19 protein-coding genes are annotated in these 14,530 nt (G+C 57.9%); 11 read left to right on the forward strand and 8 right to left on the reverse strand.

Annotated elements, in window-relative coordinates; translation table 11 throughout:
* Positions 1–39 precede the first annotated feature (39 nt).
* Complete coding sequence (locus tag MUN79_RS19650; RefSeq protein WP_244674292.1) at positions 40–285, forward strand: lipid-A-disaccharide synthase N-terminal domain-containing protein; 246 nt, start codon at positions 40–42, stop codon at positions 283–285.
* Between the two features lie 281 nt (positions 286–566).
* On the opposite strand, the gene MUN79_RS19655 is transcribed toward MUN79_RS19650, so the two are convergent.
* From MUN79_RS19655 to MUN79_RS19680, 6 genes are all read right to left on the reverse strand, one after another.
* Positions 567–1,502, reverse strand: a complete 936-nt coding sequence (locus tag MUN79_RS19655; RefSeq protein WP_244674293.1) for a hypothetical protein — start codon at positions 1,500–1,502, stop codon at positions 567–569.
* A gap of 1,024 nt (positions 1,503–2,526) precedes the next feature.
* Positions 2,527–3,669: a tetratricopeptide repeat protein gene (locus MUN79_RS19660; protein WP_244674294.1), complete on the reverse strand. Its 1,143-nt coding sequence runs from the start codon at positions 3,667–3,669 to the stop codon at positions 2,527–2,529.
* 170 nt (positions 3,670–3,839) lie between these two features.
* A complete protein-coding gene (gyrA, locus tag MUN79_RS19665) occupies positions 3,840–6,422 on the reverse strand; it encodes a DNA gyrase subunit A (RefSeq protein WP_244674295.1) in 2,583 nt (860 codons plus the stop codon).
* 113 nt (positions 6,423–6,535) lie between these two features.
* Positions 6,536–6,778: a hypothetical protein gene (locus MUN79_RS19670; RefSeq protein ID WP_244674296.1), complete on the reverse strand. Its 243-nt coding sequence runs from the start codon at positions 6,776–6,778 to the stop codon at positions 6,536–6,538.
* 17 nt (positions 6,779–6,795) lie between these two features.
* Positions 6,796–7,491, reverse strand: coding sequence for an HD domain-containing protein (locus tag MUN79_RS19675; protein WP_244674297.1), 696 nt, complete (start codon positions 7,489–7,491; stop codon positions 6,796–6,798).
* Positions 7,492–7,504: 13 nt separating this feature from the next.
* Positions 7,505–7,777, reverse strand: a complete 273-nt coding sequence (locus tag MUN79_RS19680; protein WP_244674298.1) for a cupin domain-containing protein — start codon at positions 7,775–7,777, stop codon at positions 7,505–7,507.
* 228 nt (positions 7,778–8,005) lie between these two features.
* On the opposite strand from MUN79_RS19680, the gene MUN79_RS19685 reads away from it, so the two are divergent.
* The gene (locus tag MUN79_RS19685; RefSeq protein ID WP_244674299.1) at positions 8,006–8,449 is read left to right on the forward strand and encodes an Xre family toxin-antitoxin system antitoxin; all 444 of its coding nucleotides are present in this window, start codon (positions 8,006–8,008) and stop codon (positions 8,447–8,449) included.
* Between the two features lie 93 nt (positions 8,450–8,542).
* On the forward strand, positions 8,543–9,010 hold the full coding sequence (locus tag MUN79_RS19690; RefSeq protein WP_244674300.1) for an RES family NAD+ phosphorylase: 468 nt from the start codon (positions 8,543–8,545) through the stop codon (positions 9,008–9,010).
* A gap of 7 nt (positions 9,011–9,017) precedes the next feature.
* On the opposite strand, the gene MUN79_RS19695 is transcribed toward MUN79_RS19690, so the two are convergent.
* Positions 9,018–9,158, reverse strand: a complete 141-nt coding sequence (locus MUN79_RS19695; protein WP_244674301.1) for an RNA 2'-phosphotransferase — start codon at positions 9,156–9,158, stop codon at positions 9,018–9,020.
* Complete coding sequence (locus tag MUN79_RS19700; protein ID WP_244674302.1) at positions 9,131–9,574, reverse strand: RNA 2'-phosphotransferase; 444 nt, start codon at positions 9,572–9,574, stop codon at positions 9,131–9,133. Before MUN79_RS19700 ends, MUN79_RS19695 begins: the two co-directional genes overlap by 28 nt.
* Before the next feature lie 239 nt (positions 9,575–9,813).
* Between MUN79_RS19700 and MUN79_RS19705 the strand changes: the two genes are divergently transcribed.
* The 8 genes from MUN79_RS19705 to MUN79_RS19740 all read left to right on the forward strand — a co-directional run bounded on the left by MUN79_RS19705 (position 9,814) and on the right by MUN79_RS19740 (position 14,527).
* Positions 9,814–10,080 carry a hypothetical protein gene (locus tag MUN79_RS19705; protein ID WP_244674303.1) on the forward strand — a complete coding sequence of 89 codons (267 nt, stop codon included), beginning with the start codon at positions 9,814–9,816 and terminating at the stop codon, positions 10,078–10,080.
* Positions 10,081–10,747: 667 nt separating this feature from the next.
* Complete coding sequence (locus MUN79_RS19710) at positions 10,748–11,536, forward strand: hypothetical protein (protein ID WP_244674304.1); 789 nt, start codon at positions 10,748–10,750, stop codon at positions 11,534–11,536.
* 215 nt (positions 11,537–11,751) lie between these two features.
* On the forward strand, positions 11,752–12,216 hold the full coding sequence (locus MUN79_RS19715) for an RNA polymerase sigma factor (RefSeq protein ID WP_244674305.1): 465 nt from the start codon (positions 11,752–11,754) through the stop codon (positions 12,214–12,216).
* A complete protein-coding gene (locus MUN79_RS19720; RefSeq protein WP_244674306.1) occupies positions 12,159–12,365 on the forward strand; it encodes an RNA polymerase sigma factor in 207 nt (68 codons plus the stop codon). Before MUN79_RS19715 ends, MUN79_RS19720 begins: the two co-directional genes overlap by 58 nt.
* A gap of 109 nt (positions 12,366–12,474) precedes the next feature.
* Positions 12,475–12,810: a hypothetical protein gene (locus tag MUN79_RS19725; protein ID WP_244674307.1), complete on the forward strand. Its 336-nt coding sequence runs from the start codon at positions 12,475–12,477 to the stop codon at positions 12,808–12,810.
* 61 nt (positions 12,811–12,871) lie between these two features.
* Positions 12,872–13,303, forward strand: a complete 432-nt coding sequence (locus tag MUN79_RS19730) for a hypothetical protein (RefSeq protein ID WP_244674308.1) — start codon at positions 12,872–12,874, stop codon at positions 13,301–13,303.
* A 334-nt stretch (positions 13,304–13,637) separates the two neighbouring features.
* Entirely contained in the window at positions 13,638–14,339 is a 702-nt protein-coding gene (locus tag MUN79_RS19735; protein ID WP_244674309.1) for a carboxypeptidase regulatory-like domain-containing protein, read from the forward strand.
* Positions 14,336–14,527, forward strand: a complete 192-nt coding sequence (locus tag MUN79_RS19740; RefSeq protein ID WP_244674310.1) for a hypothetical protein — start codon at positions 14,336–14,338, stop codon at positions 14,525–14,527. The genes MUN79_RS19735 and MUN79_RS19740 overlap by 4 nt, the downstream gene beginning before the upstream one ends.
* The last annotated feature ends 3 nt before the right edge of the window (positions 14,528–14,530 follow it).

Genomic DNA, 14,530 nt, shown 5'->3' on the forward strand with positions numbered 1-14,530 from the left:
GGCCAAGCTCCTGCACCCGGATATTCCCGGGGGTGGTTGGTGCTGGGAGCAGTAGGGCAGACCGTGTTCCTGCTGCGGTTTGTGTACCAGTGGCTGTATTCCGAGCGGCAAGGGACGTCGGTGCTGCCGTTGGGTTTTTGGGTGGTCAGCCTGGCGGGCTCCCTGCTCATCCTTGGCTACGCCGTGCTCCGCCTTGATTATGTACTCCTCTTAGGGAATGCATTCGGTACGGTGGTCTACGCCCGCAATATTCTGTTGCTGCGGCGGGAGCAGCAGGCCGCCTAAGACTCCCCTGTCCTACTAGTCCAGCCGGAGTGAGTGTTCCGGTTGAACTAGTAGGTTTAATAGCCGCTTGATATATAATGCGGGGCATGCAGGCTGTTGTTGGAGTCAAGTTTCTCCAATACTCTAGTTAACATAAAAATTAAACAGAGTTGATTTTGCCGTTTACGAGTAGCAGGAGCAGAGCCCGCCAATGTATCAGCGTCCTAACTGCTTTCGTACTTTCTCCAGCAGTATGCTTACAATTTGCAGGTCATCGACGTCCTGAATGTTTAGCTGAGTGTCTATTCCAGGGCCGTTGATGCGGATAAAGTAACCTTCTGTTCCCCAATTGAGGAATTAGAACCAGCCGTAGTCCCCGTTACTGCCGGTGAGCGTTCCGCTTCACGCCCTGGTTGGGGCGTCTCAGCTACTGCGGGTGCCTCTGCTGCCGCAGTAGTTGTTGGTAGGTTCGGTGTAAATACTGCCTGCGGCCCCGCGTATGCTTCCGTTGGATAGGAAGAGTCTGTTGGATGCTGTTCCTCGTCCATATCCTCCGTGTCGAGCCCAAACAAACTGGATACGGCATCCTGAGTACGTGCCGGGGCTGGGGGTGGTACAAAGGTCCCTGTAGGCTTAATACTATTCGCCGAAACTGTAGAAGCAGGTGCTTCAGCTGATGGGCTAGCAGTAGTAGGGGCCCGGAATAGATTTTGGGGCAGCTCAGTACTGGCTAGCTCCCGTCGTGGCGTTTGCTGGGCGGCCAGTTGGTCTATATCCGCTACCACGTTGCGCTCATCCATTACGCCAACCATGCGGGCTCCATCCACGAACGCCTTGGCCACCACCTGGGCATTGATTTCCTCGACGCCAAACTCGCGGATCAGCATCACGTCAAACATGTGTACCGGCAGCTCACGGTTGCGAAATTTCCGGCAGATCTGGGTAAACAGAGGGGGATGCAGGAATGCTTCCCGATGAAACACTTTTTCCTCCTGTTTATCATAGGCGTGCTTAATGCGCCTAAACAGATTTGTAGTGGTCAGCAATTCCCGCTTACTGGTGACCAGACCAAACTTAACGGCTGAGCCAATAATAGCTTTGAAAGAGCCACTAACCTTTCTATTGAGCTTACGGGCACATGTTTCGATGGCACATTTACCTCCCGTGTCATCTACTACTTCAGCAATTTCCCAAGCACTCATGTAACTAGTGCGTGGGTAGTCAATAGTCTTGGGCATAAAAGAGAGTGAGTTGTGTGGTAAGAATATACAAGTATAAAGAATGCGAGTATTTAAAAGTAGTACATAGTATAAAATAGTATATAAAATTATTACTTTTTTATACTATTTATTACTTTATAAAGCTAAACTTCTATTATTACTATCATTTCCTCATCAATAAGATATACAACTTAAGTATAACAGTATAAAAATACCACTCATATGTAAGGGGCGGACAGGGACGATAGGGGAGCTACATCTTGGTTCTTGGGCCTTAATGAGACCTCTGGTGATATTTAAAGTTAGGGATGGCCCTAGAGCAACTCAAATAATAAGATGACTTATAAAGCCGAGAAAACAGCAGGAGAGAAGCTTACCGCGGATTCTATTGATAGGTTCGGAGGCCAGCGATTCTATCAAACTCCAAGATTTGAGAACAGAACACATAACTGTAACAGGCGAAGGCACGCCAAGCTCAGATATTCTAGTTTTAGCCGCTAACCCTGGTGGCTTGAACTAACTAGTAGCCGTAACATAAGCACCCGCAGCTTCGGAGGAAAGCGTCATAACCGTCACGTCGGGTCTCGTTCTGACGTAGAACAGCGCAATCAGCCCAGTAATTTTTCTTGACGGACCTACTATTAAACCTGTACCTAGGCTCACCGTCTATTTAGCCTTAACTGCAAGCATGTAAATTCAGATCTGGGCGCTGGGGCTCCAGTAAACTTGCAAGGTTAGCTTGTCAGTCCAACAGATGCGGCGTAGAAGTCTGGGCCATGATACAAACGCGCAGCTAGCTAGTTATAGAGCGCGCTCTGAACCCAGCGTGCCGTACCCAGCACTGGCCGTTTATTCTGAATGATACTGACTGCTCCACATTGCTTCTATGCTACAACTGCGTTACTTAAGTTAAAAGGAAACTACCCAATATAAGCCTCCCAAAACAAAAACCATCTTTGTCTTATAATTTATATTATGTTAAGTAGAGTTTTCAAAAATACACCCGGCCTACTGCCGGGTGTATTTTTATCCCCTGCTATCCTTACTTCTTCAAGGATTCCAGACGGGTGTTCATTTTCTCTGCATCAGCCGTCCGACCCAGTCGCACATATACTTTCTGCAGCGAAGTGATTACGGCCCGGTCGTTAGGCTGCAACTGCAGCGCCTTCTCGAAGTAAGGCAACGAATCCTGGAAGTACTTCTTTCCGTCGGCTTCAAACTTCTTGCCCGACTTCTGGTACGTGGCCAGATCCATCTTGCTGGCTTTTGTAAACAGATCAGCCGCTTTGTTGTAGTTGTACACGCCCAGGTTGAACTGCGCATCGAAGTTGTTGGGATCAACTTCTACCGCCTTCTTATACGCGGCAGATGCTTTCTCCGATTGCTTGCTCTGATCGTAAAGTGAACCCAGTACTGCGTACAGGTTGCCGTTGGTTGGATCCGCGGCAATGGCTTTCTCTACTTTGCCAATAGCTTCGGCACCCCGGCCCGAGCTCAGGTACATGTTCAGTTCTTCGAGCATGAACGCCTTGTTGTTCGGGTACGCAGCCAGCGCCTGCTGAACTATCTTTTGGGCTTCCGCATCGTTTTTCTCCTGCCGAGCAATTTGCAGCATCCGGCCGTACACGGCGGGCGACTTATAATTCATCGCCAGCAGCTTGCCGTAGGTGTCTTTGGCCGTGGCAAAATCCTGCTTGGCCTCGGCTGCGTAGGCTGCGTACAGGAAAGCCGTCGTATCCTGCGGACGGATCTGCTGGGCCATCCGGTACGATTCCAGGGCTGCGTCGTAGTTTTTAGCATTGTAGCCCTCTACGCCAGCATTTAGTGCCAGGCCATACAGGTTATCGAGCTTGGCGACGGCCAGCTTGCCGAATTCGCCGGTTTTGCCGTCGAGCTCCACGGCTTTCGTGTATGATTCAAAGGCTACCTTGGTGCCTTCGCCGGGCTTCAGGTTTTTGCCGAAAATCGGGTTGGCGGTGAGCTGCTCGTAGATTTCACCCCGGGTGTACCAGGTTTTAGCTTTGCCCGAAGTTTTCTCGTTCACAATGGCCTTGTCAATATCGGCCTGCGCCTTATCGAGCAAGCCGCTGCGCTGGTTTAGAATAGCGTTGGTTACGGCCGAGTTTTGCGCCGAAGCCGTGTGCAGCGCCGCTGCGGCTACAAGCGTCAGAAAAATCTTCTTCATGGTTTTTGCCGAAGAATAATGGTGGATGAGTGGAAGGAATTAGGAAAGAAACCACCGGCCTGAACACTTGGTTCAGCTTCCCGGCGGGGTAAGAAAAAAGGCTTGAATACTATCAGGTCGGCTATTCAAAACGAATACCGTGCCCGAAAGTACTCAAGCCTTTTGGAATCTTAGTTGGCGCTCAGCGTATCCGGGTCGGTAAGAGCCGTTACGTCGTCGGTAGCCAGGGTGGAATCCAGAGCTACTTCCCCTGCCCCATCTGGCGTCCCGTTTTCACCGGCTTCACCATTGAGCACCTCTGCTTCCTTATCATCGGAAGCCACTTTAGCTACCGATGAAATTTCGTCGCCGGCACTGATTTTCAACAGCCGCACGCCCTGCGTGGCGCGACCGATGGTCCGCAAGTCGCTCATTCGCAGCCGGATAGTGATACCTGACTTATTGATAATCATCAGATCATCCGAGTCCTGCACATCCTTGATGGCCACTAGCGCCCCTGTTTTATCCGTGATTTTCATGGCCCGAACGCCCTTGCCGCCCCGGTTCGTGACGCGGTACTCGTCCAGAGAGCTGCGCTTGCCGAAGCCGTTTTCCGAAACCACGAGCAATTCCTGCGAAGTCGGGTCCGAAATGCAGACCATGCCTACTACCCGGTCGTTTTCATCGGCCAGGCTGATACCACGTACCCCGGCGGCGTTGCGGCCCATGGAGCGAACTTTCTCCTCGGGGAAGCGCACCGCCCGACCCGAACGCAAGGCCACGACAATCTCGCTGCTGCCGGTGGTGAGCTGCACGTCGAGCAGCCGGTCGCCGTCGTTGATGGTAATGGCGTTGATACCGGCGGTACGAGGCCGCGAGTAGGCTTCCAGCGGAGTTTTCTTCACGGTGCCCTGCTCGGTGCAGAACATCAGGAAGGTATTCTCCAGGTAGTCCGGGTCGCGCAGGCCGCGTACGTTCAGCACGGAGCGCACCGAGTCCTCGCGAGGAATCTCGATGAGGTTCTGAATCGGCCGGCCTTTGGCGTTCTTCCCTCCTTCCGGTACTTCGTACACCTTGAGCCAGAACACCCGGCCCAGCTCGGTGAAGAACAGCAGGTACTCGTGGGTGGTCGCCACAAACAGGTGCTCGGTAAAGTCATCCTGCTTGGAAGCCGCGCCCCGGGCACCCACGCCACCACGGCCCTGGGTACGGTATTCGTCGAGGGCAGTGCGCTTGATGTAGCCTTCGCGGGAGATGGTAATCACCATGCTCTCGTCGGCAATCATGTCCTCCATCGAGAAGTCGCCGCCGGCGTACTCAATGGCCGTACGACGCTTGTCGCCGTACCGCTCCCGAATATCGATCAGCTCGTCCTTGATGATCTGGCGCTGCAGCACATCCGAGGCCAATACGGCCTTGAGGTGGTCAATCAGACGCATCAAATCCTCGTATTCGGCCACGATCTTGTCGCGCTCCAGGCCGGTGAGGCGCTGCAGACGCATATCCAGAATGGCGCGGGCCTGAATTTCGCTCAGGGCAAAACGCTCGATGAGCTGAGCCCGGGCCACGTCGCCGTCGCGCGAACCCCGGATCAGGGCAATTACCTCATCGAGGTGGTCGAGGGCAATGAGCAGACCTTCCAGGATGTGGGCCCGCTTCTGGGCTTCGGCCAACTCGTAGCGGGTCCGGCGCACTACTACGTCGGCACGGTGCTCGACGAAGTAGTGAATCAGCTCCTTAAGGTTGAGCGTCATTGGGCGGCCTTTCACCAGGCACACGTTGTTGACGCCGAACGAGGACTGCAGCTGAGTATAGCGGTAAAGCTGGTTGAGCACCACGTTGGGCATGGCGTCGCGCTTCAGATCGTAGACAATGCGCATGCCGTCGCGGTCGGACTCGTCGCGCAGGTCGCTGATGCCTTCGATCTTCTTCTCGTTGATCAGAGCTGCCGTCTTCTCGATCATCGAGGCCTTATTCACCATGTAGGGAATTTCGGTGATGACGATCTGCTCCTTACCGCTGGGCAGGGTTTCGTAGTGAGCCTTGGCGCGCATGACGATGCGGCCCCGGCCGGTTTCGAAAGCCTGCTTTACGCCCTCGTAACCGTAGATGGTACCACCCGTCGGGAAGTCGGGAGCGGTAACGTGCTCCATCAGCTCAGGGATGGTAATCTCGGTGTTATCGAGGTAGGCAATAATGCCGCCCACGACTTCGGTCAGGTTGTGGGGGGCCATGTTGGTGGCCATACCCACGGCAATACCCGTCGTGCCGTTCATCAGCAGGTTCGGGAACTTCGAGGGCATCACGCTGGGCTCTTCCAGGGAGTCGTCGAAGTTGGGCTGGAAATCAACGGTGTCCTTGTCCAGGTCGCCCAGCATTTCGTCGGACAGGCGCTTGAGGCGCGCTTCCGTGTAACGCATGGCCGCCGGCGAGTCGCCGTCGATGGAGCCAAAGTTGCCCTGGCCATCCACCAGCGGGTAGCGTAGGCTCCAGTCCTGGGCCATGCGCACCATCGTGTCGTAGACCGAGGAGTCGCCGTGCGGGTGGTACTTACCCAGCACTTCGCCCACGATACGGGCACTCTTTTTATAGGCTTTGTTGTAGGATACGCCCAGCTCCGACATACCGTAGAGCACGCGGCGGTGCACGGGCTTCAGGCCGTCGCGCACGTCGGGCAGGGCCCGGGAGATGATGACCGACATCGAGTAATCGATGTAGGCGCCACGCATCTCGTCTTCAATGTTAATCGGAATGATCTTTTCGCCTTCCGCCATAGGGAAATCTAAGTCGGCCTAGGCCCCGGAAAAGAGGAGCTTTCGGCACCAGTGAATGAGTACTGCGAGAAGCCCGCAAGATACGAAAAAAGGCCCGTTTTGCCTAATCCAGCCTACTCTTTTGGCTTGCTTCGGTCGGCCTTATGCGTACCGGACTTGGGATTGTGGGTCTTGATTTTTTCGCCCACCGCCGGGTTCTGTTTTTTCCACAGCGGCTGGCCCCGGTATTTGTTGCCATTATGGAAATGCACCTTGCGCGTGTGGCAGGAAGCCATGGGGCAGGTACGGCAGGAAGCGGTGCTAAGCAGCAGCAAAAGCGGCACGAGAAACCGCAGAGTAAGCAGGCGAAAGTTCATGGCAGCAAAGGTAGACGTTAGGCCGGGGTGTTCAACGCCAGCAGGTCCTCTCCTTCCCATTCGCGCAGAAACTGCGCCAGGAAGGTTTCCAGAAACTGGTGCCGCTCCTGGGCAATGCGGCGGGCGGCGGGCGTGTGCAGCCGCTCGTGCAGGTGGAGCAGCTTCTCGTAGAAGTGGTTTAGCGTGGGCGCCGTGTTCTTCTTATAGCTCTCGAAGGACTCGTGCACGATGGGCGCTACGCTCGGGTCGTGCAGGGGCCGGCCCTTGTGCCCGCCGTAGGCAAAAGCCCGGGCCACCCCGATAGCCCCGATGGCGTCGAGCCGGTCGGCATCCTGCACTACTTCGCCCTCCGGCGTGCTCATGGGCGTGGGTACGCCCAGACCTTTGAAGGAGATTTCGCGGATGATAGTTTCTACCCGCCGAATAACGGTTTCGTCGACCTGCAGGCCGGTAAGCCAGGCGCGGGCGGCGCGGGGGCCGGCCTCCTCGTCGCCGTTGTGGAATTTCCAGTCGGCCACGTCGTGCAGCAAGGCCCCAAGCTCGGTCACGAGCTGGTCGGCGGCGGGCACGGTGGCCGCCAGCGCCCGGCTAGTGTGCCACACCCGGCGGATGTGCTCCCAGTCGTGGCCCGAGCCTTCACCCAGGAATTTGTCGCGGACGAAGTCGGCGGTTTGCGTAATGATTTGTTCGGAGCTGAGCGCAGTAGTTACCATAGAATGAGAGTGGTCAGACAAGGATTCGGTCGCCGTGGCTGGGCGGCTGGGAAGTAACGGTAAACACAAGGTCGGCGGCCGACTCGTTGCGCAGCTGGTGAGGCGTGAGCGGCGGTACTTCCAGGCCCTGCTGGGCTTGCAGATGATGCGTGACGCCGTTTACTACCAGGGTTGCGGTGCCGGCCAGCACGAAAAAGAACTGATGGGCCCGCTGATGATAGTGGCTTACCTCGCTGGTACCCGCGGGCATGCGCTCCTGGATAATGCTCAGCGTGGCGGTTTTCACCAGGTGCCAGCCGTCGCAGCCGCTACCCAGGTGTAGTGCTCGGCCGTGGCGGTACTGACGGGGAAAGACGCGGGCAACGACATGGCAGGCGAGTTGGACAAGAGAATTGAGCCGGCAAATTAGCACGTTCAGCCCAGCTTACCGGCCCGGTTGAATTTTTAGGCCGTTGGGAAAGTTATTGCGTATATTGCCGTCAAATGACGACTAAATAACAAGCAAATGACTGTCATGCGTAAAACTCCCGTAGCCACCATGGTTGATCTGATGGGCGGTGGCGCCGTCATTCCGCAACTGGTGCATAATGAGCTGGACCTGCTGGCCGTGGCCTTGAAGGGCTTGTCGGTGCAGGCCTTGCGGGCCCTACAGCAGCGCCTGGGCTTTTCCAACAAGGAAATCAGCGTGGTGCTGGGCGTATCGGAAAGCACGCTGGCCCGGCGGGAGCAGGCCAAGCGGGCCCTGACCCTGGACGAGGCCGAGAAAACCATTCAGCTCTCGGCCGTGCTAGCCAAGGGCCTCGACGTATTTGAAGACCAGGACGACTTTCACCACTGGCTCGAAACGGCTAACCCGGCCCTGGGCGGCGTGCGGCCCAAGGAACTGCTGTCTTCAGCCATCGGCCGAGAGCAGGTGCGCGAAATCCTGGGCCGGATTGAGCACGGCATCTACTCGTAAGCATACGGGCTACTAGTTATTGGTCAGTAGCACGCCCGGCCCGGGTTGGGAGCAGCCTCCCTCCTGCTTTTTTCGTTCTGAACTTGTTTCCGCATGCGCCTCTACCGGCTTGGCAAACACCCCTACATCAAAGACACCACCGGCCAGGGCGGCCTGTACTACTCGGGCCGCTGGCACGAGAAGGGCGTCCAGATTCTCTACACCTCCGAGCATTTGTCCCTGGCCAAGCTGGAAGTACTGGCCAATTCGCCCTCGTTGCCGCGCAATTACTTTGCCCTGACCCTGGAAGTCCCCGACCAGACACCTTTTAAGCAGGTAACGGTAGACCAGTTGCCGGCCAACTGGCAGGAAATGCCCTACCCGCTGGAGCTGGCCCAGCTGACCCGGGCCTGGATGGAGGAAGGCGAGTTCTGGATCATGCAGGTGCCCTCGGCCCACGCGCCCACCGAGTGGAACTACCTGCTCAACCCGCTTCACCCCGACCATCAGCAGCTGCGCGTCGTGGCCCTGGAGCCCCACCCCTTCGACAGCCGGCTAAAACCCGACCTGGGCGTTAAATAGGCGGGTGTTATAATTCCCGCAAATACTGGGGCGGCACCTGATCCACGAGCCAGACGCCATTGCCCGACTCGTAAAAGGTGAACCCGGCCTGCTGCATGGCGGCGGCATCCACGGCCAGAATCAGGGGCTGGCCCCGGCGCTGCCCCACCCGGCGGGCCGTGACCTCGTCGGGGAAAGGTGCACGTGGTGGCGCTTGAGCTTCTGCAGGCCTTCCCGGTAAATAGCCGGCAGGGCGGCGGCTACGGTACCATGAAAGAGCACGGCGGGCGGGGTGGCGGGCGGCAGCTGCAAGTCAACCGGCACGCTGTGGCCCTGCTGGGCCCGGATGCGGGTACCGGATTCGTCGAAGGCGAAGCGCTGCTTGTCGTTGCCGGTTACTACTTCCTGCAGTTGGGCCGGGGTGATGGGCACGCCGCGCCGGGCGCAGCCGGCCAGCAAATCCTCCACGCCCACCCAGCCGCCTTCGGCCAGGGTAATACCCAGGTCCTGGGCTGGTGCCGCAGGTGCAGGCTTAGGAATTTGCTGAGGCGGGTAAGCTCGTTTTTTTCCATAGTGAAGAGGCAAAGGTGGTCAAAAGGGAGGAATTTACTTCCGCAACAGAATGGCAGGGTGTACGAGGAAAGGGTGAATACTTTTTGGCCGGCGGCGGTAGTAAACTCAAGTATTTTTTTAACTTCGGAATCCGAACCCCCGCAAAATCGTTACTTAATTGCGGCCGGCGGCTGATTTGCAGGGTGCTTTTCCCTACTTGGCCCGGCCGCTATTTCCCCATCGAACCGGTTTCGGTTCCTACTTTTCGTCCTATGCCTCACGAAGTTGCTAACCTGACCCTGGCCGAAGCTACTGCTCACGCGCCTTTCGTGGACTATGCCCGCTGCATCGACGCCGGTAACCGCCCCTTCAACCACGTGGGCGACTGGCCGGAGGAAGGCCAGCTGTACCCCGTACGCGTGGTAGAGTCGCACCTGGAAGGCATGCCCCTGGTGCACGTGCTGGGTTTTCAGGCCGAAGCTCCCTATTATAATGCCTACGCCCCCACCGCTTTGAACTGCTGCACACGGTGTGGCTGAACTAGCCGCCGCGGCTCTTTTTCAACCGGGCATAACTTTTTCAATCCAACCCGCTTACAACAGGGCGCTTCCCACCGGAGGCGCCCTGTTTTGTTATGGCCGGGTGAGCTGCTGCCGGCAAAATGCAGCCGAGTGCACCGGCCTTTTACGACGGGAATCCACGTAAAACTGTGGCAGCAGCAACCCGATTGACTTTGGGCGGCGGCCCGGACCTACCTTTGCCCTTTCTCTTATTTTCTTAACCAGTACGCATGATACAATTACGGTGGCGCAGCGGGGTACTTTTACCCGCGTTGCTAGCCGGTGCCCTGCACACGCAGGCCCAAAGCTTCAAGGATGGCAAGTTAACCCTGAACCCTGACGGGAGTCATTACATCAAGTTCACGTTGCTTAATCAGGTCTGGGCCCGCTACAACCAAAGCAACCCCGGCACCCAGGTCAACGGCTTCAATAAGCCCGAAACCTACGACATCGGCATCCGGCGCTTCCGCATGCAGTTTTTCGGGCAGCTCACCGACCGGGTGTTTATCTACTCCCAGATTGGCATCAATAACTACAGCTACCTCTCGGAGCGCAAGGCGGGCTTCTTCCTGCACGACGCGGTGGGCGAATACGCGGTGGTGAAAAACAAGCTGTCCTTGGGCACCGGCCTGGGGCCTGGAACGGCTTGTCGCGCTTTACGGCCTCGGCCACGGGCAGCATCATGGGCATTGATTTGCCGCTGGTGGCTGAGACGACCAACGACGTCAACGACCAGTTCGGCCGCAAGCTCAGCATCTACGCCAAGGGCAAGCTCAGCAAGCTCGACTACCGCGTAGCCATTTCCGACCCGCTCGACATTACCCGGGGCTCGGCCGGCGCCGCGGCCCTCACGCGCAACGCCAACTTCTCACGCCGCCCGGGCCAGCCCCAGTACCAGGCTTACCTGATGTGGCAGTTCCGGGACCAGGAAAGCAACCTGACGGCCTACAACACGGGCACTTACCTGGGTAAAAAGAACGTGCTCAACGTGGGTGCCGGCGCCATCGTGCAGCCCAAGGCCATGTGGTATTTGGCCGACAACGGCCGCGACACGCTCACCCAGGCCATGAAGCAATATGCCGTGGACGTGTACTACGACGCCCCCGTGGATACAGCCAAGGGCGCGCCCAGCGTGCACTTTTACGCTGTGGGCATGCACCTGGACTACGGCCCGGGCTATTTGCGCACCAACGGCCCGATGAACCCGGCCACCGGCACCCGACCTACTACACCGACTTATACCAACAACGCTTTGCTGGGCGAATTTGGCAACCAGTTTCCGCAGTACGGCACCGGCAACGTGTTCTACACCCAGCTCGGCTACAAACTGCGCGACAACCTGGTAGGCTCTACCACCTTTATGCCCTACGCCAGCTACCAGTACAGCCACTACAAGCGCCTCAGCGACGATGTGCACTACTACGACGCGGGATAAACTGGCTGCTGGCCGGCCACACCTCCAAGCTCACGCTCAGCTACCAAAACCGGCCCTTTTACATTACCAACAGCCGCGGGGAAAACGTAGTGGACCGCCGCCGCAGCGCCGTAGTGGCCCAATACCAGGTGTCGTTTTAAGGGAACCGGTCAGCTGGCAGGAAAAATGTAACCGGCCCTTGCAACATCTTTCCAGCTGACCGGTCTGATGCCTCGATGAGCAACCCGCCCACCTCCCCGAGTACCGACCAGCAACTTGTAACTCAGGTGCTGGGCGGCAATACTGCGGCTTTTGGGCAAATCGTGCAGCGCACGGAAGGGCTGGTCACGCAAATGGTTTTCAAAATGATCCGGCACCCGGCCGACCGGCCGGATATCGCGCAGGAAGTCTACCTGAAGGCATATAAGAATCTGGCCGGGTTTAAGTTTCAGGCCAAGCTCTCGACCTGGATTGGGCAGATTACCTACAATACCTGCCTGCACTACCTGGAAAAGAAGCATCTGGTACTGGTAGACCCGGCCGAGTTGGCACCGGATGCCGCTTCGGAGGAAGGACGCCGGCCCCTGCCCCGCCCGCGGCGGGTCCAGATTCCGACCCCGAAACGGCCCTGTTCGACCACGACTTGGCCGGCATTCTGGGCGCGGCCATCGAGCAGTTGCCCCCACTCTACCGCACCCTGATTTCTCTGTACCATCAGCAAGAGTTGAGCTACGAGGAAATTGCCCAGATAACCTCCCTGCCCGACGGCACCGTGAAGAACTACCTCTTCCGGGCACGCAAACAGCTCAAGCAACACTTACTGGCCCGCTACCAACGCGACGATTTATGACGAGCACCCATCTTTCCGAGCACGACCTGCAAGAAGCCGCCGAATCCGGGGTTTTACTGCCCCCGCCCAGGCCAGTCACCTGCGTAGCTGCCCCCTGTGCCAGGGCCGGGTGGCTACTTATGAGCACCTGTTTAAGGCGGCCGCCCAACTGCCGCCGCCCTCGTTTGCCTTCGATCTGACGGCCAGCGTTCTGGCGCAGCTACCCCAAGCCCAACCTCGCCGCCCCGCTTTTCCCTGGGCGCTCAGCCTGGTAGCCTTCCTCGTGGCGGTCGTAGTAATCGTGTTTCTGGCTGTGTTTGGCGGGGCGCTGGTGCAGGCTTTCCGCAGTTCTTCTACCGAGCTTGGCGCCGTGCTAGTGGCCGGAGCGGGCCTGCTGGCCGCCGGGCAAGCCCTGACCATGCTGGCCCGGCACCGCCGGCAAATGAGCCAGCTAACTTTTTCATAATTTTTTTGCAACACGAACGGCACTGGCCGGTCTCATGCGGTATACCCCTCTGGCCCGACTTATGAAAGGTTTTTTGCTGCTCCTGCTTTTTTGCCTGACTGCCTTGGGAGCTTCGGCCCAAAGCCCCGCCCTGCCGGCTCTGGACGCCAACTCCCTGGAACTGGCCCGGCGGGTGTTTTTGCCCGTGTTCGGATTTTATCTACTCTGCAGCTTCGTGCTGGCCGCCATCAAAGTGGTGCTGAATTACCTGCTCAAACGGCAGATTGTGACGGCCGCCGTTTCGGAAAGCATTGTGGAGCGCTTGCTGCCTGGCGCTCAGGATGAGCAAAACAAGGTGGTGAAGTGGGTAGCTCTGCTGCTGAGCAGCGGCGCCGGGCTCTGGCTCTGCACCCGGTACCTGCCTTTAGGTCTGCATTCCCTCGTCATTCTGCTCTTCAGCACGGGCCTGGGCCTTTTGGCCTACTACCTTTTCCTGCGCTGCCAAGCCAAGTAATTCGGCGCCACTCCTCCCCGCCTATTCTGCTTCTTCGCTTGTCTTAGTAAGCGTCCAAGCAGTGTAGTACTGCCCCGTGTCTTTCAGTTTCGGTCAACATAACTCCCAAACCTTTATGAATCAGTCAGTTTACTCAGCACTGTCTACTATGCATAACATGGTAACTTGCATTACAAATAAGCTTATTAGCCAACCATTTACGCATCTGACTAACAAATATAGAGGTCAGCGGCTACCGCAGCTTCCTACGTGCGCACCGGCCGTATGGCTGCTGCTGGTACTAGTAACGGCTGGTTTTCGGCCCGGTACGCTGGCCGCCCAAGGCCTGGGAACAGTGTCGGGCACGCTGCTCGACGGCAGCACCCGCCAACCGCTGCCTTACGCCAACGTGCTGCTGCTGCGGCTACCGGATTCAACCCTGATCAGCACTACTCAAACCGCGGAAAACGGCAGCTTTACGCTGGCTGCCGTTCCACTGGGGCGTTACGTGGTGCGGGCCGAAGCGCTGGGCTACCGTCCTGGCCGCCGGCTCGCCACGCTGAGCGCAGCAGTTCCGGTGGTCCGCCTGGGCGAGTGGCAAGTGGCCCCGCTGGCCGTAGCGCTCGGCAACGTGGTGGTGCAGGGCGAAAAAGCAGCGCTCGTCGATGACCTGGATAAAAAGGTCATCAACGTAAGCAAGGACTTGAGCAGCGCGGGCGGGACGGCGGCCGATGTGCTGCAGAAAGTGCCGTCCGTGGCCGTCGACGAGAACGGGCAACTCAGCCTTCGGGGCAATCCGGGCGTGACGCTCTACCTCGACGGCAAGCCCGCGCCCAGCAACCTGCGCCTCGACCAGCTGCCCGCCAGCCGCCTCGAAACCATTGAGGTTATTACTAACCCGGGGGCCCGTTACTCAGCCCAGGGCGCGGGGGCATCATCAACCTGGTCCAGAAAAAGCAGCTCCCCGATGGCTGGAATGGGGAGGCGCTGGTCACCGTGGGCAGCCGCGACAAGTACAGCGCCGCACTCAACCTGGGCCGCCGGGCGGGAAAATTGAACTGGTATGGCAGCGCCAATGGGCTCAACAATGAGTTTCGCGGCAGCTCGGCCCTACAGCAAGTGGCCACGGCCGAGGGCCGCACCACCGGCACCGACCAGACCGGCCGCACCGCCCGCCACCAGGCCAACGAGGCGCTCCGCCTGGGTTTCGACTACGCCTTGGCCCCGAGCAGAGCCTGGGCCTGACCA

Origin of the sequence: Hymenobacter cellulosilyticus (genome assembly GCF_022919215.1) — a bacterium.
Classification (GTDB): domain Bacteria; phylum Bacteroidota; class Bacteroidia; order Cytophagales; family Hymenobacteraceae; genus Hymenobacter; species Hymenobacter cellulosilyticus.

What these genes read in the sequence shown, in the direction of transcription:
- MUN79_RS19655 (WP_244674293.1), bottom strand. Translation starts at nt 1,502, where the DNA reads ATGCCCAAGACTATTGACTACCCACGCACTAGTTACATGAGTGCTTGG.
- MUN79_RS19660 (WP_244674294.1), bottom strand. Translation starts at nt 3,669, where the DNA reads ATGAAGAAGATTTTTCTGACGCTTGTAGCCGCAGCGGCGCTGCACACG.
- gyrA (WP_244674295.1), bottom strand. Translation starts at nt 6,422, where the DNA reads ATGGCGGAAGGCGAAAAGATCATTCCGATTAACATTGAAGACGAGATG.
- MUN79_RS19670 (WP_244674296.1), bottom strand. Translation starts at nt 6,778, where the DNA reads ATGAACTTTCGCCTGCTTACTCTGCGGTTTCTCGTGCCGCTTTTGCTG.
- MUN79_RS19675 (WP_244674297.1), bottom strand. Translation starts at nt 7,491, where the DNA reads ATGGTAACTACTGCGCTCAGCTCCGAACAAATCATTACGCAAACCGCC.
- MUN79_RS19685 (WP_244674299.1), top strand. Translation starts at nt 8,006, where the DNA reads ATGCGTAAAACTCCCGTAGCCACCATGGTTGATCTGATGGGCGGTGGC.
- MUN79_RS19690 (WP_244674300.1), top strand. Translation starts at nt 8,543, where the DNA reads ATGCGCCTCTACCGGCTTGGCAAACACCCCTACATCAAAGACACCACC.
- MUN79_RS19705 (WP_244674303.1), top strand. Translation starts at nt 9,814, where the DNA reads ATGCCTCACGAAGTTGCTAACCTGACCCTGGCCGAAGCTACTGCTCAC.
- MUN79_RS19715 (WP_244674305.1), top strand. Translation starts at nt 11,752, where the DNA reads ATGAGCAACCCGCCCACCTCCCCGAGTACCGACCAGCAACTTGTAACT.
- MUN79_RS19730 (WP_244674308.1), top strand. Translation starts at nt 12,872, where the DNA reads ATGAAAGGTTTTTTGCTGCTCCTGCTTTTTTGCCTGACTGCCTTGGGA.